Genomic DNA, 21,994 nt, shown 5'->3' with positions numbered 1-21,994 from the left:
CAGCGGGCCGAACCAGAACAGATAATTGATGCCGTAGAGAAATGCCATGGCGGATAATCCTTTTCAGTCGAAGTTGCGGTCTATCCAGTCGATCGTCTGCATGCCGAACAGGTCGGTGCCCCAGCCATAGATATCGGTGAGCATGCGGACCATGCCGCAGTCGGTGGGTTGGTAGGTCACGTCGGTGCCACCCGCCCGATAGATATCGGCTAGTTCCCGCGAGTCCTTGGCGGGCACCAGCGACATCGGCGAGTCGTCGGCGACGCAGGAGGTAATGGCCACCTTGGCCTTCGGCGTGCCGGAGCGACCGAGGATGTTTTCCTCGAACGCGCGCTGGAAGGCCGGTTCATCGGCGGGGCCGAGCCCCGAGTTGAACAGGGTATGCAGCGGCAGGAACGGCAGCCCGAAATAGGCGGGCGTCTGACACTGGGTGCGGAAGGCGTTCGCCAACCCGACGCCTGCCGGATTCAGCTTCGCGTTCACTGCCATCTCCGGGTACGCGGGCTCCAGACCGAGCAGCGTTGCCAGTGCGAAACCGGAGCCGACCGAGCCGTCGGCGACCCGCATGAAGTTGCGCGGATTGACCACCATGCCCTCCAGCACAGCGGATTTCACGTCGAGCTCCGGCGCGTACGCCGGCTGCAGCTCGGCGGCGAAGCCCGCGCCGACGCCGCCGCCCGCGATGCCGAACAACGCCGTCTGCGCCTTCGGGTCGAGTCCGGCCTCGCGATACGCCAAAGCCGCACGGACACCGTCGAGTTGCGCGTGCGCGGCGAACTTGCCCGCGAAGACGCCGTGCGGCGCGTGGTCCCCGTCGTTGCCGACGTCGGAGATCATCACCGCGTAGCCCTTGTCGAACATCAGCGCCAGCGGGCCGAGCGCCGACCACGACGAACCGTCCAGCGGGTCGCCACCGGTCCACTGCGTGCTCGGATGGCAGGACCAGCCGACGCTGTCGTTGGCCTCCTGATAGGAGATCAGCTTTTTCTCCCCAACGGGCACACCGTGATTCGGGATCATCAGGATGCCGGTGCTGATAACCGGGGTGACGCCGTCGATGCCGGTGGTCACGTACATCAGCTTGTAGGCCTCGACGTCGGGCGGCGTGCTGCCGAGGAACATCACGTCGACCTTCTTGGCCTTGAGCAGCGTCCCGGGCTGCTCGGCACCGGTCAGCGGCGGCTCCTGATAGAACGGATCGTTGGCGAGCAGCGCCTGGAACGCCCGGTCCGGCGGAACCGGTTGCGCGCCTTGGATCTGGCCGACGACGAAGCCGTTGAACACTCGGTCCAGTCCTGGCGTCGGCATTTCCCCTTGCGCCGCGGCGGTTCCCGCGCACAGCAGCAGCGCGGTGGCCGTCGCGACGGCAGCGGTGAACAGTTTCATCTAGCGCACCGCCATCGTGTCGATCGGGGTTACCTGGATCTGCCTGGCCGCGGAATCCAGCAGCTGCGGGATGTTGAACAGCGGACGATGCGATTCCATTTGAATCTCGTAGGGCGTGCGCATCACGGCTTCCAGTGCGGGCCAGTTGTTTTCGACCTGGAACTTGTATTTCGGCAGCAGCTCGGTGGTGATGTAGTCCCAGCGGGAGTCGAACTCCGACCAATTCCAATCCGGCAGTGGCAGTGTCACCAGCGCAGGCTGTCCGTTGGCCATGGTGACCCGCATCCGCACGGGATCGAATTCGCGCGGCGGTGCGACGCCCGCGACCGACGGTGAGCCCGCGGCGCCGCTGACGTAGGTGATCGCCTCACCGACGCTGCCCTTGTAGCCGCGCACCGAATCCCACTGGTCGCGGATCACCCACTCCTGTTCCCGGCGCAACAAAGCCCCGTTGCCCGCGGCGATCCGGTCGTGGTCTCCGGAGGCCACTCCGCGCCAGGCTTCCATGAGGTCATCGCCGAACAGCCCGGCCGCCTGGAACTCCTGCAGCGCGGGCAGTCCTTCGGTGACGTAGGCGTCGTGCATGGGCATCAGATCTGAGAAGATGTTCTTCTGCATCACCAGGATCATCCCGATGATGTAGTGCAGGTCCGCGGGCGAAATCTGCGAACCCGCCTCGGCAAGCGCCATCAGGCCGCGCGGAAGTTGGGCCACCGCTTGTGGTCCGGCGGTCTGTTCGACGGCGGCGATGACGCCGCGCGCGGATTCGGAAAGGCCGGGCAGACCGTAGATGTTGCCCATCATCTCGAAATCGACCAGCCCGCCGCCGAAGTCGGCGCCGACCTGACCGCCCATGCCCGCCCACTGCAGTTCGCGGTGGTTCAGCTGCAGGTCTTCGTAGTAGCGGTAGGACCGGACCAGGTTGGCGCGGTTGGCCTCGACGCCGGCGCGCGGGTCCCAGGTCCGCAGGTCGATGCCCGCCTGGTTGGTCGCGTCGACCAGCCAGTACTGGTAGAGCAGGGCGGCATATCGAGTGGGCGGCACGCCTTGGGCACGCGCCTCGTCCAGCAGCCCGCGCAGCTCGTTCACGTCATAGGGCAGCTCGGGGTTGACGCCGCCGGGGCTGGTGGCGGCATCCCGGTTCGCCAGTGGCAGGTCTAGGTAGCGGTCAACCTCACCAACCGCTCCCGCCGGGGCCGTGGACGCCAGTCCGAGACCGGTCGCGGCCACCAGAGCCAGTGCGGTGGCGCGCAGCGCCATACCGATTCGCATCAGCTGTTCAGCCTTCCTCTCTGCTAGCTCGATTCGATCATTCGTTAAGCCGAAGAGTTTGTTCTGCCGGTAGCTGCATGTCGATAAGGCAGCGATAATTCGCCTCACCGATCGCGTGGCCCCGGTAGCACAGTAGGTGACGTGCAGGTAAACACAGAGATCAGCCCCCTCGCAAGAAACGATGTGACGCGCGCCCGGCAACCGAAGAAAACGTGTAACACATAAGTTGCCTGCTAGTTGCTACTAAATTGGCCCGCAGACGTGGCGAAATGCGGCGGGAATGTGAATCGAAATTCATGAGATAGCTCACAAGGGGCGCGAACGGCCCATCGAAGTGGCGAGGACTACCCGAATCCCACCGTCTCAGACAGAATGGGGCGGAAGCTACGTCCACGGACCGCGACCGCCGCGGCCCGGATAGTGGGGTGAATCCATGGCCGAGAAGCATGTGGTCCGCAATGGCGAGGTCGACATCGCCGTCTACGAGCAGGGCAACCCGGACGGACCAACCGTCTTGCTGTTGCATGGATGGCCGGACTCGCATCACCTGTGGGACAACGTAGTTCCGGAGCTGACCGACCGGTTCCGGGTGTTGAGCGTGGACAACCGCGGGCACGGCGAGTCCACCAACCCGCCTGGCGCCTCGGACATTTCGACCACGACGCTGGCGGCCGACTACGTCGCGGTGATCGAGGCGCTCGGCAACGGCGCACCCGTGCACGTGCTCGCCCACGACTGGGGCAGCGTCGCCACCTGGGAAATCGTCTGCGGCCCTGACGCCGGGCGACTGATCGCGTCGTTCACCTCGGTCTCCGGACCGAGCATCGCGCACGTCAGCAAATGGGCGCGGGCCCGGCTGGCCAGGCCGACGCCGCGCAATATCGCGCTGCCGCTGGCCCAGCTCGGCTCATTCGCCTATTCGGCCTTCCTCGCGCTACCGGGACTGCCGAAGGCCGCGATCAAGCTGGGCATGAGCGAACAGCTGTGGCGCTCAGGGCTTTCCGCCGCCGAAGGCGCGTCGCCGGAGCGAATTCACCTGGCCCCGACGTTCAAACAGGACATGGCGAATGGCCTGCGCATCTACCGGTCTACCTGGGCCGCTAATCCGCTGCGGGCACGCGACCAATTCACCACGGTGCCAACCCAGATCATCATCGGCACCCGCGATCCGGCAGTGCGGCAATCGAGTTACGCCGACGAGGATCAATGGGCCGACCAGGTGTGGCTGCGCGTGGTGAAAGGCGGGCACTGGCTGCCGTTCTCGCATCCACGGCTGCTCGCCTCGGCCACCATCGAATTGATCGACTCCGTGACGGGTGCGGCACCGGCCCGTGCACTACGTCGCGCCCGAATGGGTCTGTCTCGCAAGCCGTTCGAGGATCAGCTCGTCGTGATCACCGGCGGCGGCAGCGGTATCGGCCGGGCGACCGCGCTGGCTTTCGCCCGCGTTGGGGCCGAAGTGGTGGTGTCCGACGTCAACGGCGTCGCGGCCGAGGCGACCGTGGCGTTGATCGCCCAGGCAGGCGGGGTAGCGCACGCCTACGAGCTGGACGTGTCCGATGAGGCCGCGATGCGCAAGCACGCCGACGGGGTGATCCGCGAACACGGTGTGCCCGACGTGCTGATCAACAACGCGGGCATCGGGCAGGCCGGGCGGTTCCTGGACACCTCGGCCGAGGACTTCGACCGGGTGCTCGCGGTAAACCTGCGCGGCGTGGTCAGCGGCTGCCGGGCCTTCGCCGGTGCGATGGCCGAGCGCGGCAGCGGCGGGCACATCGTCAACCTGTCCAGCATGGCCGCCTACACCCCGCAGCAGGCCTTCACCGCGTACTCGACCAGCAAGGCCGCGGTATTCATGTTCTCCGACTGCCTGCGCGCCGAATTGGCCGGCAGCGGAATCGGTGTCAGCACCATCTGCCCCGGCATCGTGCACACCAACATCGTGGCGAACACCCGGATGTCCGGCGTCTCCGCCGAGGAGGAGCGGCGCAGACAGCAGCTCTACGACCGGCTCTACCGGCTGCGCGGCTACGGGCCGGACAAGGTCGCCGCGCAGATCGTGCGCGCGGTACAGAAGAACAAGGACGTCGTCCCGGTGACACCGGAAGCCCGGCTGCAGTACGTCTTCGGACGCTTCGCACCGAGCGTGGTTCGATTCGCCGCAGCCCGAGGTAGTTTGGTGCGCTGAACGACGAAAGGTGGCATCCGGCAGGGTCGGATGCCACCTTTCAGTCTGCTATTTAGCGCTCGACGATCGCGACGACGCCCTGGCCGCCCGCGGCACAGATGGAGATCAGCGCGCGGCCGGATCCCTTCTCCGCCAGCTGCTTCGCGGTCGAGGCGACGATGCGCCCGCCGGTCGCGGCGAACGGATGGCCCGCCGCCAGCGAGGAGCCGTTGACGTTGAGCTTGCTGCGGTCGATCGAGCCGAGCGCGCCGTCCAGGCCGAGGCGCTCCTTGCAGTACGCGTGGGACTCCCACGCGGACAGCGTCGCGAGCACCACGGAGGCGAACGCCTCGTGGATCTCGTAGTAGTCGAAGTCCTGCAGGGTCAGGCCGTTTCGGGCCAGCAGACGCGGCACCGCGTAGGTGGGCGCCATCAGCAGACCGTCCGGGCCGTGGATGTAATCGACTGCCGCGACCTCGCTGTCGACCAGGGTGGCCAGCACCGGCAGGTTGCGCTCGGCGGCCCATTCCTCGCTGGACAGCAGCACTGCGGAGGCGCCGTCGGTCAGCGGGGTGGAGTTGCCCGCGGTCATGGTGGCGTCGCCCGCCTTGACACCGAACACCGGCTTGAGGGTGGCCAGCTTCTCGACGGTGGAGCCGGGGCGCAGGTTGTCGTCCCTGGTCAGCCCGAGGAACGGGGTGATCAGGTCGTCGAAGAAGCCACGGTCGTAGGCGGCGGCCATGTTCTTGTGCGAGAGGTAGGCCAGCTCGTCCTGCGCCTCGCGCGGCACGCCGAATTCCTTGGCGGTGATCGCGGCGTGCTCACCCATGGACAGCCCGGTGCGCGGCTCGGCGTTGCGCGGGATCTCGATGCCGAGCATGCTCGGGCGCAGCTGGCCGACCAGCTTGAGGCGGTCCTTGTTGGACTTGGCGCGGTTCGCGTCGAGCATCCACTCGCGCATACCCTCGCTGACGCCGATCGGAGCGTCGGAGGTGGTGTCGGTGCCGCCGCCGATGCCGGCTTCGAAGCGGCCCTGGGCAATTCCGTCGCCGACGGTGACGATGGCCTGGAGACCGGTGCCGCAGGCCAGCTGCAGGTCGTGGGCGGGGGTGTACGGGCTGAGCTTGCTGCCGAGCACGCTCTCGCGGATCATGCCGTGCTCGCCGACCCGCTTGAGCACGGCGCCGCCGACCACCATGCCGAGCCGCTCGCCCTGCAGGCCGAAGCGGCTGACCAGGCCGTCCAGCGCGGCGGTGAACATGTCCTGGTTGGAGGCGTGCGCGTACGCCTTGTCGGAGCGAGCGAACGGAATCCGGTTGCCGCCCACGATCGCGACCGGGCGGGTGGTCTTACCGGTCTTGGCGGTGCTCTTCGCCGAACGGGATTTGGTTGTCACTCGAGTCTCCAGGTCTCGTTGGGGATGTTCGGCGCTCCGGAGTCCGCGTGGAAGTCTCCACTACTCGGCGCCCCGTCGCGGTTGGTTTACATTAAACTTACTCTGGAGTAAGTTTAATGTCGACACCGTACCCCCGCAAATGTGCGTGAGCAGACCAAATGCCGGGGAACCAGCAGACCCGAGAACACCCGTCGCGGCGTGAGCGACAGTCCCGGAGGCGGTAGCTTGCGTAACCACACGGCAGGGACCGTGCACGCCGCATCCAACACAGAAAAGGTAGGAACAGTGGCAGCCAGCAAGAGCAAGGGTGCGCCCAACCTCTACGGATCGTTCGTACACTCCTCCCCCGGTCAGTTCCTGGCGAGCAAGCTCGGGCTGCCGCAGCCGGAGAATCTGCGTCGCTACAAAGCGGGCGAAGCGCCGCTGCCCGGGCCGGTGCTGCTCGGTGGCAAGGGCCGGGTGGCCGAGCCGCTGCGCACCCTGCTGACGGACTACACCTTCGCCGATTCGGCCAGTGCCGGAACCAAGTTCGGCGCGCTGGTGTTCGACGCGACCGGCATCGGTTCGATCGAGGAGCTGTCCCAGCTCTACGAATTCTTCCAGCCCGCCATGCGCAGCATCGCCGCCTCCGGCCGCATCGTGGTGATCGGCACCACCCCCGAGCTCGCCTCGACGGTGGACGAGCAGATCGCGCAGCGCGCGCTCGAGGGCTTCACCCGCTCGGTGGCCAAGGAGCTGCTGCGCGGCGCCACCGCACAGCTGGTCTACCTGCACCCGGCCGCCTCGACCGGCGCTACCGGTCTGGAGTCGACGCTGCGCTTCCTGCTCTCGGCCAAGTCGGCGTTCGTCGACGGCCAGGTCATCCGGGTCGGCAAGGACGACGCCACCGCGCCGGCCAGCTGGGACCGGCCGCTGGAGGGCAAGGTCGCCGTGGTCACCGGTGCCGCGCGCGGCATCGGCGCCACCATCGCCGAGGTATTCGCCAGGGATGGCGCCAAGGTGATCGTCGCCGACATCCCGGCCGCCGGTGAGGCGCTGTCGCAGACGGCGAACAAGGTCGGCGGCACCGCGCTCGCGCTGGACGTGACCGCGCCCGACGCCGCGGAGAAGCTGGCCGAGTTCGCCACCGAGCGCTTCGGCGGCATCGACATCGTCGTGCACAACGCGGGCATCACCAGGGACAAGCTGCTCGCCAACATGGACGAGGGCCGCTGGAACTCGGTGCTCAACGTGAATCTCGCTGCACCGCACCGGATCACCGAGGGCCTGGTGGCTCGTGGCGCGCTGAAGGAGGGCGGTCGGGTGATCGACGTCTCCTCCATCGCGGGCATCGCGGGCAACCGCGGCCAGACCAACTACGGCGCCTCCAAGGCCGGTGTCATCGGCATGGTCAACGGCGAGGCGCCGAAGCTGGCGGAGAAGGGCATCACCATCAACGCGGTGGCGCCGGGCTTCATCGAGACCGCGATGACCGCCGCCATCCCGCTGACCACCCGCGAGGCCGGTCGGCTGATGAGCTCGCTGCTGCAGGGCGGCCAGACCGTCGACGTCGCCGAGACCATCGCCTTCTTCGCCAGCCCGGCGTCGAACGCGGTGACCGGCAACATCGTTCGCGTCTGCGGGCAGAGCCTGATCGGAGCATGATGACGCAAGTGATCTCGCTGAAAGAGACACCGAAGAACGGCCCGCTGTACCTGAAGGCCGCGCTGGGCGCCGTGCCGCTGCCGCTGGTATCGGCGCGCAAGTCGACGCTGCCCGATCGGGCGATCCAGCTCGACGGCCTGCGGGTGGACCCGGATCACCTGGCCGCCTACTGCCGAGCGACCGGGCTGCGGTTCGGCGATGCGCTGCCGCTGACCTACCCGTTCATCCTCACCTTCCCGATCGTGATGCAACTCGTTGTGCAGCGCGACTTTCCGTTCGTCGCGGTCGGTGCGGTGCACGCGGAGAACCTGATCGAGCGGACCCGCGACATCTCGGTGAGCGAGCCGCTGGATATCAAGGCGCGCATCGAGAATCTGCGCGAGCACCCGAAGGGCCTGCTGGTCGACGCGATCACCGAGATCAGCGTCGGCCGGGAGCTGGTCTGGCGGCAGGTCACCACCTTCCTGCACCAGCAGCGCACCTCGCTGTCGGGCGGCCCGAAGCCCGAACCCAAGCCGGAAGAGGCCGCGCCGCCGCCGCTGCGCACCTGGCGGGTCGATCAGAAGACGATCAACCAGTACGCCGCCGCGTCGGGCGACCACAACCCGATCCACGTTTCGTCGTTGGGCGCAAAGGCTTTGGGGTTCCCGAAGACAATCGCGCACGGCATGTGGTCGGCCGCGCATATCCTCGGCACGATCGAGGGCCGGGTGCCAGGCAAGGCCACCTACTCGGTGAAGTTCGGCAAGCCGATCTTCCTGCCGTCGACGGTGAACGTATACGCGGATCAGGTGACGGGCGGCTGGGATCTGGCCGTGCTGAACCCGAAGAAGGGGTTCCCGCACCTCACCGCGACACTGCGCTGACGCACTGAACGAACAGGAGCCGCACCCGCGCCGGGTGCGGCTCCTGTCGTTTCAGCAGGGTGTCGCTTGCCGCGAGAATTGTTGCGCGGCAAGTAGTTCAGCAGCTGCAGTCGCAGCAGCCACAGCAATCGCCGCAGCCACAATCACAGTCGCCGCAATCGCAGCATCCGCTACAGTCGCAGTTGTTGATCCAGGGCTGCTTGCGTTTGCCGGTGCACGGCTGAGTGTGTTCGGCGCAGCAGGCATAGCCGGTGCAGTACGAGCCCAGGATGAGGGTGAGGGATTCCCCGAGGCCGGGGCGCTGACCCGTTCGCCGCGAGTGCAGCTGAACGTCAGCGTGGTCGTGCGTTATCCCGCAGGAGTGGGCGGCTACGGTGCCGATACCGTGACCGAGTTTGCGGAGCACGGACGTCAGCGGGTCGAGCAACATCCAGCGGACGGTGGGCACCTTGTCCAGTTCGGCTTGCGCGACCGCTTCGCGCAGTCGCGAATCCGATTCCCGCAGTAGGTCGTACGCCTGCGGCATGGTGGTTCCGGTGGCGGCGAGCGGATTGAACCGGCCGCGCGTCAAGTCCTGCTCATAGTCCTGCACAGCATCGGCGAGATGCGCGATCCGGCCGAATTGCCAACCCGCCGTGCGCATTGCGTCGACGTTGTCCGGGCGATCAGCCAAAACCGCCGTGTGCGCGAAGAACTCCGATGCGCAGAGCTGGGTCGGTGCGGTCAACCGCGCCAGCGCATCCGCCCCGGCGCCCGCGGCCTGCTCCAACTGCGTCTGCGCGTTCAGCGCGGCGACGAGCGGTGCCACATCCAGGCCGATCCGCTGCGCGCTCACCTGCGCCTGCCCGGCCCATCGACTCGCGGCCTTGGTCATCGGCGTACGAGCCAGGACGGCAGCATCACCATCGTCCACATGGTCACGAACCTTGGCCGACGCCAACAACAGTGACGCCGTCGCGGCCAGCCGCACACCGGGCGAATTCGCGGACGCGACCGACGCGCGCTGCATCCCCCGCAGTGCACACCGCCCCGCCGTCGTGCGCTCGACCGCGCCCGCGGACTGCGCCTCGGTGAGCATGCTCAACACGATGGCATCGACATTCGTTGTCGCACGGGCCAATTGGCCGTGCCCGTCCCGTAACCCCAGACACAGCCCGCACATATGCGTGCGCCACTCGGCCGCATCGATTCCATACTTCGCCGCGCCGTGCGAACACGGCCTGAGCAACCCGAACAAATCCGCCCCGTTCTTCCCCGGCTCGTCCTGGTCGGAGCCGGTCCGTGCTTGATGATCTCCGCACTCTGACAGGCCGTCAACCAGACGGCATTCGCAATGCGGCCGTCGCCTACTCCGCCTTCTTGCGTCCCGCCAGACCACGCCACGCGAGATCGTCGAGCAGGTCGACGGCCTCGGAAACCTCGATGCGGCCGCTGGCCACCCGGTCCGCGATGGCCTCGCCCGCGCCGATCACGGCGACCGCGACCACGTCGAAGTTGGTGCCGGGTTCGGGGTGTTTGGCACTGGATTCCAGCAGCTTGGCGGTCAGTTCGATGACGCGCTCGCGGGCGTTCTCGATCTCGGACGCGAACGCTTGCTGGCCGATGGCCTGACGGTAAAGCACCTGCCAGGAGCGGCGATTGCGGTCGACGAACCCGAGGAAACCCTCCAGCGCGACCCGCACCTGTTCGTGCGGTGACAGCTGCGGATTGCCCGCAGGCACCACCGATTCGATGAAGCGCAGCCCCTCGCGCTGGATGCAGGCGCGGAACAATTCGTCCTTGGAGCCGTAATACAGGTACAGCATCGGCTTCGATATCTTCGCCTCGGCGGCAATGGCATCCATCGACGTATCGTGGAAGCCTTTCCGCGAGAACACCTCGACGGCGGCGTCGAGCATCTGCTGCTCACGAACCGCCCGAGGAAGTCGCTTCGTTCCGCCCGCCATCCACTCTCCTACCAATGGTGAATCTCATATATTACTCCAAGGTAAGTTCCGCGGGCCGTATTTGCTCAGCAGTCGCGGAAACAGTGCCTCAGCAGCGCGGAAGCGCGCCCTTGAAGGTGGCCATCCGCAGCACCGACGCGTCGACCCGTGCCAGGGGTAAGCGGCCGGCCGCGACCGCCTGCTCGAGCTGATCGAGCACGCTGGATACCGCGCCGGTGCTGATCCACAGCGCGTTGTCGGCACCGGCGACCAGCGCGGCCTCCACCGCGTCGGCGATGGACAATCGGCTGGTGATCGCGGCCATACCGCTCAGGTCATCGGTGAAGATCGGGCCGTCGAACGGCGCGGCGCCATAGCCGCTTCCCCCGCGCAGCAACGCCATGACCTGCGGGCTGATGCTCGCGGGCACGTCCGGGGTGGTCAGCCCGGGGACGTCGAGGTGGCCGACCATCACGCCAGCGCCGGACGAGATCAGGTTGCGGAACGGGACGAGGTCGACGGTCTGCAGGTTCTCCAGCGGCGGCGTGCGGACCGCGCCACGATGCGAATCGCCCGAGCCGGAGCCGTGGCCGGGGAAGTGCTTCAACACGGTGCCGACACCAGCCTCGCGCATGGCTCGGATGTACGCATCGGCGTATTTGGTGACCACGGCCGGATCATCGGAGAAGGAACGGTCGCCGATGACGGAATCGTCGGGCTGGGCGCTCACATCGCTGTCCGGCGCGAAGTCCACCGTCACGCCGAGGTCCTTCAGCGCTCGCCCCCTGGTCAGCGTGGCATCGTGGAACTGTTCGGCGGTCATGGTCTGCGCGGTCGCCCTGGCCGATGGCGCTTTACCGATCAGGCTGCCCACCCGGGAGACGCGGCCGCCCTCCTCATCGATGGTCACCATCAGCGGCACCTTGGCCGACTGCTTGACCTGGTCGAGCTGACCGCTGGTGAGCAGCGTGAGATCGGTCCAGCTGCCGACGAAGATCCCGCCGACCTGTTCGGTACGCACCACATTCGCGGCATCGGCGTCGCCGGTGATGCCAACGGTCAACAGCTGCGCCAACTTCTGCCGCAGGGTGAACTGCGCGAGATAGCCTGCCGTGCAATCCGGTTTCGCGGATGGTGTTGCCTGCGTTGACGATCGGGCCGTCGATTCGGCACCCGCCGCCTGCGACGGCGCGGAATCGCCACCACCGCCGCTCGAGCAGGCGGTCGCGACGGCGGCCAGCACGGCGAGCATGAGCAGGGGCGTCTTCCGCATGGAGGTCAACCGTACAGAGCACTTGCGAGCCGCGGATGCGCGAGGGCGCGCTGATCGCCCCGTGGGCCGGCCCGCGTGGTTACCCGCGCCGGGTGTCCGGACGCGAGATCGATTCCGCGCGGCAGCAGGTGGGCCTGGCCCGGCCAAGGTAGCCTTAATCAACAGCCGTGAGTCTCCCACCAGGAGGTCATCGTGCCTTGCGATCTGATGCTCATTGCCTACGACGGGTCCGAGAACGCCAAGCGGGCCATCGAATACGCCGGGCGGTTCCTCAGCGCGGACCGTGCCATCGTGCTCACCGCGTGGGAACCGATGGTGCGCCAAGCCGCCCGCCTGTCCGGCCTGTCCGGGGTGATGCAGCCGGAGTGGGTGCCCGACGAGGAGATCGAGGACGTCGCCTACGTCGACGCCCGCACCGTCAACACCGAGGGCGTCCGGCTGGCCAAGCTCGCCGGGCTCAATGCCGAGGCGCGCACCGCCGAATGCACAACGACCATCTGGAACGCCATCGTCGAATGCGCCGACGACCTGGACGTCGACATCATCGTCGCGGGCACCCGGGGCGCCACCGGCATTCGCGCCCTCATGCACAGCAGCGTCGCCGACGCGGTCCTCAAGCACTGCCACCGCCCGGTCCTCATGGTCCCGCCGGGCAAAGAACCCGTCGCCAAAACGGGCTAGCCGGCCCGCTCATGCCGCAGCCGAGCGCCGGCGAGGCGGAGTCGTGAGTGCGCTCACGGGCAAGGCTCGAGGGGCTGGCGCGGGGTTAGGGTCGAGGGACTATGGATGGATTCCTGCTTGCCCAGCCGGACGGGGTGGTCCGGGCCTTCGGTAGCCGGGTCGCGTTCGACGAGGCTGATCGGGCGGTGGCCGCGCTGCGGGACGGCGCGACGATGATCGTCGGTGCGCTGCCGTTCGATCCGCGTAAACCTGCCGCGTTGAGCGTGCCCGAGCGGGTGCTGCACACCGCGGGGCCGTGGCGGCCCGCCGCGCTGCCCGAGCTGCCCGCCGTGCAGTTCGTCACCGAAATCCCCAGTGCCGCTGAACATATCGCGCGGGTGACGAAACTAGTTGAGCAGCTGAAGGATCCGGCACAGCCGCTACGCAAGGTGGTGGCGGCACGCTCGGTGGTGGCGGCGGCCGCCGACGCGCTGGAGCCCGAACTCGTGGCGGCCCACCTGTTGACGCGGCATCCGCACGCGAACGTGTTCGCCGTCGACCTGACACCCGCCGGGCGTACCGGCGCGACCCTGGTCGGCGCCACACCCGAGGTACTCATCGCCCGGCACGGCGGCACGGTCACGCTGCGCCCGCTGGCGGGCACCGCGCCGCGCCGCGCCGACCAGGACGACGACGCGGCCCAGGCCCGAGACCTGCTGGCCAGCACCAAGAATCGCGACGAGCACGCCTTCGTCATCGACTGGATTCGGGAAAAGCTCGCCCCGGTCTGTGCCGAGCTGACCATCCCCGACGGCCCGGAACTGATCAACACGCACGAGGTGTGGCACCTCGCCACCCCGATCACCGGACGGCTGCGCGACCCCGCGACCACCGCCCTCGAGCTGGCGCTGCTGCTGCACCCCACGCCCGCCGTGTGCGGTACCCCTACCGATCTCGCTCTCGACACCATCGCCGATCTGGAGGAAGACCGCGGCTTTTACGGCGGAGCGGTGGGCTGGTGCGACGCGAGCGGCGACGGCGCGTGGGTGGTCGCCATCCGCTGCGCCGAGTTGTCGGCCGATGGACGCACCGTGCAGGCTTACGCGGGCGGCGGCATCGTCGCCGCCTCGGAACCCAAGGCCGAACTCGACGAGACCACCGCCAAGCTGCGCACCCTGCTCGGCGGCCTGCACTGCGCCATCCCGGCGCACTGATCCACCCGGCCCGATGGGTGCCGCCCGGCGCGCGCCGATAGCGCCGCGAATCCGCTGTGATCGCCGCCCCAGCCGCGTTACCTGCCGAGAATCGGCGGGCTGAACGCACCGGAGACCGGACCGGGCTGCTAGGTTGACCGGGAATGTGCCTGCATCGATGTATTGGAGTGCCGCAATGAAGTTTGCTGTTCCTGGTGTTGCGAGTGCTGTCGGCGGCGCCGTACTCGGCGTGATCGCGGTGCTCCTCGTCACGGTGGCGGTACAGCAGAACTCGCGGCCGGACATCGACCGCAGCGGCGACAAGGACTCCTCGTTGCTGAGCAACGTCGAGTACGGCAGTCGCTGAGCTGACCCCCGCTTCACCCGCCGACTCGCTCGAACCGGCGGCGCGGCGGCACGATGCGGCCGCGCGCAGCCGCGGCCCGCAAGCGCTCGATTCCGCGCCGCTGGGTAGCCGCTGGTTCGCCGCGACGGTGCTGGCGGCGTTCCTGCTGACCTTCCTGCAGACGCCAGGACGCACCGTCGCCGACACCAAATACGACCTCGCGCAGAATCCGCTCGGATTCCTCGAACGCGCCAGCCACCTGTGGAGCAGCCAGGCCCCGATGGGGCAGGTGCAGAACCAGGCCTACGGCTACTTCTTCCCGCACGGCACCTTCTTCTCACTCGGCCATGTCCTCGGCCTGCCCGCCTGGGCCACCCAGCGAATCTGGTGGGCATTACTGCTGCTCGCCGGTTTCTGGGGCATCATCCGGCTCTGCGAGACCCTCGGCATCGGCACCCGCGGCTCCCGCATCGTCGCGGCGGCCACGTTCGCGCTGTCCCCCCGCGTGCTGACCACGCTCGGCTCGATCTCCTCGGAGACGCTGCCGATGATGCTGGCGCCGTGGGTGTTGCTTGCGCCGGCCGCGCTTGGCATCGGTTACCGGAATCGGCGGCGGGCGAACACCGGCCAACCATCTTGGCGACGCGGCGGGGCGGCATCGGCGGCCGGAAGCGCGCTGGCACTCGCGCTGATGGGGTCGGTCAATGCCGTGGCAACGGTCGCGGCCTTTTTGCCCGCGCTGCTGTGGTGGGCCTCGTACCGGCCGAATCGGGAGTGGTGGCGGTTCACCAGGGCCTGGGTTCCGTTGCTCGTGCTCGCCACTTTCTGGTGGGCGGTGCCGCTACTGCTGCTCGGCAAGGTGAGTCCGCCGTTCCTGGACTACATCGAATCCTCCGGCGTGACAACGCAATGGGCCTCACTGGCCGAGGTGCTGCGCGGTACCGACAGCTGGACGCCGTTCGTCTCGCCGGAGCGCATCGCGGGCGCGGTGCTGGTCACCCAACCGGCCGCGGTGCTCGCCACCGGGCTGCTCGCCGCCGCGGGCATGGCGGGATTGGCCATGCGGTCCATGCCGTTTCGCGGGCGGCTGACGTTGATTCTTTGCGTCGGGCTGGTCGGCATCTGCGCCGGATATGTCGGTGAGCTCGGCGGGCCGTTCGCGGATTCGGTGCGGGTCTTCCTGGATTCCGGCGGCGCGCCGCTGCGCAATGTGCACAAGCTGGAGCCGCTGATCCGAATCCCGTTGGTGCTCGGCCTGGCTCAGCTGCTAGCCAGGGTGCCGCTGCCCGCCTCGGTGCCGATGCCGCAGTGGCGCAGCGCGTTCGCGCATCCGGAGCGGGATCGTTCCGTCGCGGTGGCCGCGCTGATCCTGACCGCGCTGACCCTGTCCACCTCGCTCGCCTGGACCGGCAAGCTCGCCCCGCGCGGCGCCTACGACGCGGTGCCCGCGTATTGGCAGCAGACCGCGGACTGGTTGCACCACAACGCTTCCGACACCCGCGCACTGGTGGTGCCTGGCGCACCGTTCGGCAGTCAGGTGTGGGGACTGACCCGCGACGAGCCGTTGCAGGCATTGGCGAGCACGCCGTGGGCGATTCGCGACGCGGTACCGCTGAACCCGCCGGGCACCATCCGCGCGATGGATTCGGTGCAGCGGCTGATCGCCGACGGCAGACCGTCGGCCGGACTCGCGGCGACACTGGCCGGGCAGGGCATCGGAGTTCTGGTGCTGCGCAACGATCTCGATCCGGAGACGTCGCGGTCGACCCGGCCGATGCTGGCGCACAGCGCGATCGACGATTCGCCGGGCCTGACGAAGGTGGCGGAGTTCGGCGATCCGATCGAAGCCAAGGTCATCGCCGAGGATCTGGTCGCCGACGGTGATCTGCGGCCCGCGTACCCGGCGGTCGAGATCTACCGGGTGCAGACACCGACGCCGGGAACGCCGACCGAGGTACGCAGCGGAACCGGTGCACCGCAATCGTTTCCCGGCGCGTACACGGTTCCGCTCGGCGCGGTACCCGTCGTGCAAGGCGGGCCCGAAGTGCTCGAACGACTGCACCGCGACCCGGGGACCACCGGCACCCCCTTCCTGCTCGCCGCCGACGCGGCCCGCGCCGGACTGCCGAGTGGACCGTTGACCGTCACCGACACCCCGATGGATCGGGAGTCCGACTTCGGTCGCGTCGACAACCACAATTCCGCCGTCCGCGCCCCCGACGACGCCCGCCGCACGCACAACCTGGTGCCCGACTACCCGGTGCCCGGCGCCGAACTGGTGCGCGGGGAATGGTCGGGTGCGACCATCACCGCGTCCAGCTCGGCTGCCGACGCCACCCAGCTCGGCGGCGCCGCACCCGGCAGCTCCACCGCGGCCGTCGTCGACGGCGATCCGGCAACGGCTTGGCTCAGCAACGGCTCCGAACACGCACTCGGACAATGGCTTCGGCTCGACCTGGCGCAGCCGATCCGCGTCGGGCAACTGACCTTCAGCACCAGCGCGGCCGCCATCGGCGATCCGGTGAAGTGGGTGGAGGTGCGCACCGCCAACGGCACCGTGACCACTCGAATCCCCGAACCCGGTAAGCCGGTGTCGGTTTCGCTGCCCGCGGGAAAAACACAGTGGGCCACCATCACCGCGGTCCGCACCGAGACCGGCAAGAGCGGCGGGCAGTTCGGCATCAGCGAGCTCACCCTGGACGACTACGCCGACCGTGAGCAGCCGGTCCGTGTCGACATCCGGCACCGGACCGTACTGCCACCGCCGCAGGCGGGTGCGCGGGTCCGCTGGTGGGATCTCGGGCAGGAATTCCCCGGGCGCAGTGCGTGTTTCGATTCGCCCAACCGCGTTCGCTGCAGCAAGGCCCTCGCCTTGGCACCCGAGGAGCCCGGCACCTTCGAGCGCACGCTGTCGGTGCCCGAACCCATGTCCGTCACGCCCGAGCTGACCGTCCGGACAAGGCAGGGTCCGGCGTTGGAGGCGCTGCTCACCGACCACGACCACCCGGTGGCAAGAGGCAAGGCCGACGTCGGCGACCTGCGCGGCGCCGCGTTCGCCGCGACCGATGGCGATCCACGCACCAGTTGGACCGCACCGGAGGACTCGGTGCGGACGCTGACCGGTGCCAAGCCGACCCTCACCATCGAACTGCCCGAGCCCGCGCTGGTGACCGGGCTGGCCTTGACCCCATCGCTCGGTGGCCTGCCCGCCGCACCCACCTCGGTGGCGGTCAACCTCGGTGACGGCCCGCAGGTGCGCGAGCTGGAAAAGCGCGATCCCGGCACGCCCGCTCGAATTTCCTTGCATCCCTACGTGACCGATCGCATCGAGCTGAGCATCCAGTCATGGCAGCCGGTGCTGGACATGACGGCGCTCGGCTTCGTCCAGTCGCAGCCGCCCGGCCTGGCCGACGTGTCGGTACTCGGCCCGGACTACCCCGCGCCCGCGGCGCTGGACCGGGAAATCACCGTCCCGTGCGAAATCGGCCCCACCATCAATATCGACGGCCAGCTGCGGCGCACCACGGTGACCGCCACCGCGGACCAACTCCGTTCCGGCACCCCGGTTCCGGCCCGCCTTTGCGCGGACGACAGTGCGCCCCAGCCCGATTCCGGCGCGCTCGCTTTGCCACCGGGCCGTGCCGATGTCACCGTCGGGCCGACCGATCTGTTCTTTGTCGACCGACTCCGCCTCGACCGCGCCGGACTCGCCGCAGCGGCCGAATCGACCGCCGGAACTCGGCTGCTCGTGCTGCCGTTGAGCACGAACGTCGGTTGGCACGCAACGACTTCCGACGGACGCACCTTGAAATCCGTGGTCATCGACGGCTGGCAGCAGGCCTGGCTGCTGCCACCCGATGCCACCGGGCCCGTCACCGTTTCGTTCCCCACCGATCGCTGGTACCGCCTCGGCATCTTCGGTGGGCTATTCCTACTCCTCCCGCTGATCGCATTGGCCATTCCGCGGCGCGCGAAGACGGTGGCAGCCAAGGCGAATCCCCTGCCTGATCAAGCTGACTCCGACGTGAATGCCATTGGCGGCGAATCGGATTCCGCACCACAAACGTGGGGTCCCCGATGGCTCGGCGCGATCGGCCTGGCGGCCGCGGCGACCTTGATCGCCGGTCCGGCCGGAACCATCATCGCCGCAGGCACACTCGCCGCCGCCCACTTCTATCCACAGTTCGCGCCGAGAGCGCTGGTCATTGTGGCGGGTGTCGGCACGGCTCTGTCGGCGGCCGCGCTATCGACCGGCCCGTGGCGCGCTTCGGGTGGATACATGGGCGGTTCCCTGTGGGCACAACTGCCCGCCGTGTTCGCGGTGGTCGCGGTCGGCGTCGCCGCACTGCCGCCTGGTCGACCATTCGGGCTGCGGCGCAACGGACCTCGTTGATAATGTGACGCCGCGTGAGCGAGCGTCAGCGAGAGAACCGAAATGACAGCGTGCGGATACGCACGACGAAACCGAGCGCTAGCGAGGTGGAGTCGTGAGTACCTGCGTGGAATGCGGTTTCGTCTACGACCTGACCCGCGCGACCGATGTCGCGCCGTTGGCCAGAGAGCACGCGGTGGAATACGCGGACCTGCTCCTCACCGACTCCCCGAAACTGCGGCAGCGACCGAAGCCCGATACTTGGTCGCCGCTCGAATACGCATGCCACATGCGGGATGTGCTGCTCATGCAACGCGAGCGCGTGCTCGCGGCCCGGCGCAGCACGACGCCCGAAACCACGCCGATGGGACGCGACGAGCGGGTCGAGCACGACGGCTACGCGGACCAGCGGCCGTCGGATGTCGGTCGTCAGCTCAGGGACGCGGCGCAACTGTTCGCCAATGTGCTCGAGCGACTGCCCGCCGCCGACTGGGAACGGACGCTGATCTTCAGTTATCCCGAGCCGCAAGAACGTTCGCTGCGCTGGCTCGCGGTGCACACGCTGCACGAACTCCGTCACCACCTGCTCGACATGCATCGGCAGCTGGACAACTGACGCGATCACGGAGCCGCGAGCCGGTCTTCCTCTTCGACCTCTTCGGTCGGCTTGGCCCGGTCCCTGCCGCGCGCCCACTGCCGCATCGGTTCCTCGATCAACGCGTAGCTGGCCGCCGCGACCGGCAGGGTCAGCACGACCGTCAGCACGACGACGTAGCCGAAGTCCCCGCTGAACGGCACGATCCCGAACACCGGGAACACCACCCACAGCACCGCGAGATGCCAGAGGAAGATTCCGTAGGACCAACGCCCGATGGTCGCGGCGACCCGCGATGTCAGCCATCGATGCGGTCGGTTTGGATCGCCGAGCACCAGCGGGGCCAGCAGCGCGAAGCCGATGATCGCGCCAAGCCCCATCTTCGACGCGTACTGCCACGGCTCGGCGTGCGTCAGCCCGCCGGGACCGCCGATGTCGGTGGCCGAGACCAGGAAAGCGGCCAGCGCGATGGTCCACATCAACCACTGATTCCCCGCCAGCCGACGCCACAGTGATAGCCGTTCGCTACCAAAAGATAGTTCGGCGAGCACCATTCCCATCGCGAACCACGGCAGATATCCGGGCAGCCAATTGTCGGAATGGATCGCGTCGGGCGTCGGCACCGGAATGAAGTTCCAACTCAGGCACACCACCGCCAGACCGAGCAGCACCGGAACCCGCCACCGAACCGCGCTGCCGCGCAACCACACCGCCGCGAACGCCAGCACCGGCAGCACCAGATAGAAGGCCACCTCGACCGAAAGACTCCACATCTGCGTGAGCCCATCGGTCAGCGTCAACGGCACGAACACCTGCAGCAGCGCAAGATTCGACACCCAGACGCGCAACCCCGCGGTCCCCGCCGCGCTCGGCAGCAGCACCAGCACCACACAGACCACAGCCCAATACGCGGGCAAGATGCGCGCCGCGCGATGCCGCAGGTAGTAACCGAGCGACGGCGCACGGCCGAGCCCGCGCGCCGCGGCGGCATGTGGACGCCAGAGCAGAAAGCCGGAGAGCGCGAAGAACACCGCGACCGCCATGTCGAACCGCCCCCACACCCGCCCGATCACCGGCATTCCCGCGGCCCCGGTCTGGAACGCGACGTGCGTCAGCAAGACACCGAGCGCTGCCATGCCACGCATGCCTTCGAGCGCGGGGAGAAAGGCGCGGGTGGAGACCGATTCGGTCGCCGGGGCGGAGGCGCGGCGCGGCGCTTCAGGCCCACCCGTCACCCGACCACCGCCCCTCATCAAATCGCTGCGCGATGCTTCAGTCATCGGCTCCAGTCTGCCTTGCCAATTTTTAGGTGATAACTCGACGTTTCACATTCCGCGCTAAACTCGGGCGATTTCCCGGCCGTTTCCGGCCTCGGCACCGCATGGTACGACACCGGACTGTTAGTGTCGGGGCTCACGAGTGCCGCGGGCGGCCCGCCGTACTCGCCGGAACGCCCCCTGTTCTACGACGAGGAGAGTTTGCATGGCACTGAGTGCCGGAACCAGAAGGACGGTGGCCTGCCTGCTCGTGGGTCTCGGCGCGTTGCTGATTGTCGCCGCGCTGCTGATCCCGACCTACACCGTCGGCAAACTGGCGAAGACTCCCCTCGATCTCGAGATCACCACCATCGCGACCAATGTGCCCGGCGAGGACAGCCTGGTGCTCGACTCCAAGTCGCTCACCGCGCCGGAGGGTGCCGCGAAGATCGACTCGAACGTGCCGCTGGTCTCGCAACGCTTCCTCACCGTCGAGGAGCCCTCGGATGCCGACGAGATGACGGTGCAGGCGGGTCAGACGTTGCGCCGCATCGACAAGCAGGGCGACACCGGCCTGCTCACCGCGACCATCGACCGGGTCACCATCGACCGCAAGTCCGGCGAGCCCGTCGCGAAGGATCCGAACGGCTCCATCGCGGTCACCGTGGACAAGAACATGAAGTCGGTCGCGGATCCGGTGCAGCACACCGGCCTGCAGTACCGCTTCCCGATCGGTACCGAGAAGAAGAACTACCCGTACTTCGATCTCAACGCGCGCAAGACCTTCGACGTCAACTTCGTCGAGGAGTCCGAGATCAACAACATGAAGGTCTATCACTTCCAGCAGTCCATTCCGGCGACCAACCTGTACGACGTGGTCAAGGCGCCGACCAACAAGCTCACCTTCCCCGCCGCGAAGTGGGGCGTGCCCGGCGACGGCGACGTCACCATGGCGCGCTGGTACACCAACACCCGTGACCTGTGGGTCGAGCCGAAGACCGGCACCGTGATCAAGGGTGGCGAGCAGATCCACCTGTACTACGGGCGGGATGCCAAGCCCGAGGTCACCGCGCTGAAGTCGCACATCGTGTTCGACGAGAACACCATCGAGTCGCAGATCTCGGTCGCCAAGGAGAACATCGACAAGCTGTCGCTGTACGGGCGGATCATGCCGATCGTGCTCGGCGTGCTCGGCGTCATCGCGCTGATCGTCGGTGCCGTCCTCGGGATTCGCGGCAGCGGTTCGACGCCTGCCGCGGCAGGCGGCGGCGGGCCGCTGAGCCAGGGTCGTGGCGCGCGCCGGGCGGACAGTGAGCCACCGACCGAGCAGATCAAGATCACGAAGCAGCCTTGAGTTAGCTGAGAAGTTCGGCCCCTGGTCACACCGACCGGGGGCCTTTCCGCCTCTCCGCGTATTCAGGCCAGACCAAGTGCCGCGCAATAGCGTTGGCGGCCGGCGGATTGAGGAATCGGTCAGGTCAGCTGGTACCCGGCGAGTTACCCATGTACTAACGAAATCAGTTGATGCGCTGGGTCCTCAACGTGTACACAGCGATGCTGTGTACACGAATTATGCAGCGGCACATGCTTCTTCAGCGATTTCGTTCGCGCCGGGCAAATCTGTGCGCGTCGGCGGCCGGAGG

General features: G+C 67.9%; 16 protein-coding genes. 9 read left to right on the top strand and 7 right to left on the bottom strand.

Translation table 11 applies throughout. The annotated features are described in order from the left end of the window. Positions 1–63: 63 nt before the first annotated feature. Together ACIA8C_RS11545 and ACIA8C_RS11540 are read right to left on the bottom strand one after the other, a co-directional pair. On the bottom strand, positions 64–1,386 hold the full coding sequence (locus tag ACIA8C_RS11545) for a lipase family protein (protein WP_397133466.1): 1,323 nt from the start codon (positions 1,384–1,386) through the stop codon (positions 64–66). Next, positions 1,387–2,658 carry a hypothetical protein gene (locus ACIA8C_RS11540; RefSeq protein WP_397133464.1) on the bottom strand — a complete coding sequence of 424 codons (1,272 nt, stop codon included), beginning with the start codon at positions 2,656–2,658 and terminating at the stop codon, positions 1,387–1,389. Between the two features lie 433 nt (positions 2,659–3,091). Here ACIA8C_RS11540 and ACIA8C_RS11535 point away from each other — a divergent pair, with 433 nt between their 5' ends. Further along, positions 3,092–4,846 (top strand): SDR family oxidoreductase, encoded by a 1,755-nt coding sequence (locus tag ACIA8C_RS11535; RefSeq protein WP_397133462.1) that lies wholly within the window; start codon positions 3,092–3,094, stop codon positions 4,844–4,846. Between the two features lie 52 nt (positions 4,847–4,898). On the opposite strand, the gene ACIA8C_RS11530 is transcribed toward ACIA8C_RS11535, so the two are convergent. Then, the gene (locus tag ACIA8C_RS11530; protein ID WP_397133460.1) at positions 4,899–6,221 is read right to left on the bottom strand and encodes an acetyl-CoA C-acetyltransferase; all 1,323 of its coding nucleotides are present in this window, start codon (positions 6,219–6,221) and stop codon (positions 4,899–4,901) included. Positions 6,222–6,506: 285 nt separating this feature from the next. Between ACIA8C_RS11530 and ACIA8C_RS11525 the strand changes: the two genes are divergently transcribed. Then, positions 6,507–7,865, top strand: a complete 1,359-nt coding sequence (locus ACIA8C_RS11525; protein WP_397133458.1) for a 3-oxoacyl-ACP reductase — start codon at positions 6,507–6,509, stop codon at positions 7,863–7,865. Then, the gene (locus tag ACIA8C_RS11520; RefSeq protein ID WP_397133456.1) at positions 7,862–8,731 is read left to right on the top strand and encodes a MaoC family dehydratase; all 870 of its coding nucleotides are present in this window, start codon (positions 7,862–7,864) and stop codon (positions 8,729–8,731) included. Before ACIA8C_RS11525 ends, ACIA8C_RS11520 begins: the two co-directional genes overlap by 4 nt. A 97-nt stretch (positions 8,732–8,828) precedes the next feature. Here ACIA8C_RS11520 and ACIA8C_RS11515 read toward each other — a convergent pair whose 3' ends face one another. The 3 genes from ACIA8C_RS11515 to ACIA8C_RS11505 form a co-directional block, all read right to left on the bottom strand. Further along, positions 8,829–9,959 (bottom strand): DUF5685 family protein, encoded by a 1,131-nt coding sequence (locus ACIA8C_RS11515; protein ID WP_397133454.1) that lies wholly within the window; start codon positions 9,957–9,959, stop codon positions 8,829–8,831. Between the two features lie 118 nt (positions 9,960–10,077). Continuing rightward, positions 10,078–10,677, bottom strand: coding sequence for a TetR/AcrR family transcriptional regulator (locus ACIA8C_RS11510; RefSeq protein ID WP_396998249.1), 600 nt, complete (start codon positions 10,675–10,677; stop codon positions 10,078–10,080). 88 nt (positions 10,678–10,765) lie between these two features. Beyond that, positions 10,766–11,929 (bottom strand): glycoside hydrolase family 3 N-terminal domain-containing protein, encoded by a 1,164-nt coding sequence (locus ACIA8C_RS11505; RefSeq protein WP_397133452.1) that lies wholly within the window; start codon positions 11,927–11,929, stop codon positions 10,766–10,768. A gap of 192 nt (positions 11,930–12,121) precedes the next feature. Between ACIA8C_RS11505 and ACIA8C_RS11500 the strand changes: the two genes are divergently transcribed. The 5 genes from ACIA8C_RS11500 (at position 12,122) to ACIA8C_RS11480 (ending at position 19,116) form a co-directional block, all read left to right on the top strand. Further along, a complete protein-coding gene (locus ACIA8C_RS11500) occupies positions 12,122–12,610 on the top strand; it encodes a universal stress protein (protein WP_396998245.1) in 489 nt (162 codons plus the stop codon). Between the two features lie 101 nt (positions 12,611–12,711). Beyond that, positions 12,712–13,803, top strand: coding sequence for an isochorismate synthase MenF (locus ACIA8C_RS11495; protein WP_397133450.1), 1,092 nt, complete (start codon positions 12,712–12,714; stop codon positions 13,801–13,803). A 175-nt stretch (positions 13,804–13,978) separates the two neighbouring features. Next, the gene (locus ACIA8C_RS11490) at positions 13,979–14,149 is read left to right on the top strand and encodes a DUF2613 domain-containing protein (RefSeq protein ID WP_396998241.1); all 171 of its coding nucleotides are present in this window, start codon (positions 13,979–13,981) and stop codon (positions 14,147–14,149) included. A 127-nt stretch (positions 14,150–14,276) separates the two neighbouring features. Continuing rightward, a complete protein-coding gene (locus tag ACIA8C_RS11485) occupies positions 14,277–18,521 on the top strand; it encodes an alpha-(1->3)-arabinofuranosyltransferase (RefSeq protein WP_397133448.1) in 4,245 nt (1,414 codons plus the stop codon). A gap of 106 nt (positions 18,522–18,627) precedes the next feature. Then, positions 18,628–19,116, top strand: a complete 489-nt coding sequence (locus ACIA8C_RS11480) for a DinB family protein (RefSeq protein WP_397133832.1) — start codon at positions 18,628–18,630, stop codon at positions 19,114–19,116. 5 nt (positions 19,117–19,121) lie between these two features. Here ACIA8C_RS11480 and ACIA8C_RS11475 read toward each other — a convergent pair whose 3' ends face one another. After that, positions 19,122–20,348 (bottom strand): acyltransferase family protein, encoded by a 1,227-nt coding sequence (locus tag ACIA8C_RS11475; protein WP_397133831.1) that lies wholly within the window; start codon positions 20,346–20,348, stop codon positions 19,122–19,124. 229 nt (positions 20,349–20,577) lie between these two features. Here ACIA8C_RS11475 and ACIA8C_RS11470 point away from each other — a divergent pair, with 229 nt between their 5' ends. Continuing rightward, positions 20,578–21,705 (top strand): DUF3068 domain-containing protein, encoded by a 1,128-nt coding sequence (locus ACIA8C_RS11470; RefSeq protein ID WP_397133446.1) that lies wholly within the window; start codon positions 20,578–20,580, stop codon positions 21,703–21,705. Positions 21,706–21,994: the final 289 nt, after the last annotated feature.

The sequence above is a fragment of the Nocardia sp. NPDC051321 genome (genome assembly GCF_044455225.1).
Taxonomy (GTDB): Bacteria; Actinomycetota; Actinomycetes; order Mycobacteriales; family Mycobacteriaceae; genus Nocardia.
Note: the sequence above shows the minus strand (reverse complement) of the source record. Positions and strands in the feature narration are given on the sequence as shown.

Coding starts and splice junctions, on each gene's coding strand:
- ACIA8C_RS11545 (WP_397133466.1), bottom strand. CDS start 1,386: ATGAAACTGTTCACCGCTGCCGTCGCGACGGCCACCGCGCTGCTGCTG.
- ACIA8C_RS11540 (WP_397133464.1), bottom strand. CDS start 2,658: ATGCGAATCGGTATGGCGCTGCGCGCCACCGCACTGGCTCTGGTGGCC.
- ACIA8C_RS11535 (WP_397133462.1), top strand. CDS start 3,092: ATGGCCGAGAAGCATGTGGTCCGCAATGGCGAGGTCGACATCGCCGTC.
- ACIA8C_RS11520 (WP_397133456.1), top strand. CDS start 7,862: ATGATGACGCAAGTGATCTCGCTGAAAGAGACACCGAAGAACGGCCCG.
- ACIA8C_RS11510 (WP_396998249.1), bottom strand. CDS start 10,677: ATGGCGGGCGGAACGAAGCGACTTCCTCGGGCGGTTCGTGAGCAGCAG.
- ACIA8C_RS11505 (WP_397133452.1), bottom strand. CDS start 11,929: ATGCGGAAGACGCCCCTGCTCATGCTCGCCGTGCTGGCCGCCGTCGCG.
- ACIA8C_RS11495 (WP_397133450.1), top strand. CDS start 12,712: ATGGATGGATTCCTGCTTGCCCAGCCGGACGGGGTGGTCCGGGCCTTC.
- ACIA8C_RS11490 (WP_396998241.1), top strand. CDS start 13,979: ATGAAGTTTGCTGTTCCTGGTGTTGCGAGTGCTGTCGGCGGCGCCGTA.
- ACIA8C_RS11475 (WP_397133831.1), bottom strand. CDS start 20,348: ATGAGGGGCGGTGGTCGGGTGACGGGTGGGCCTGAAGCGCCGCGCCGC.
- ACIA8C_RS11470 (WP_397133446.1), top strand. CDS start 20,578: ATGGCACTGAGTGCCGGAACCAGAAGGACGGTGGCCTGCCTGCTCGTG.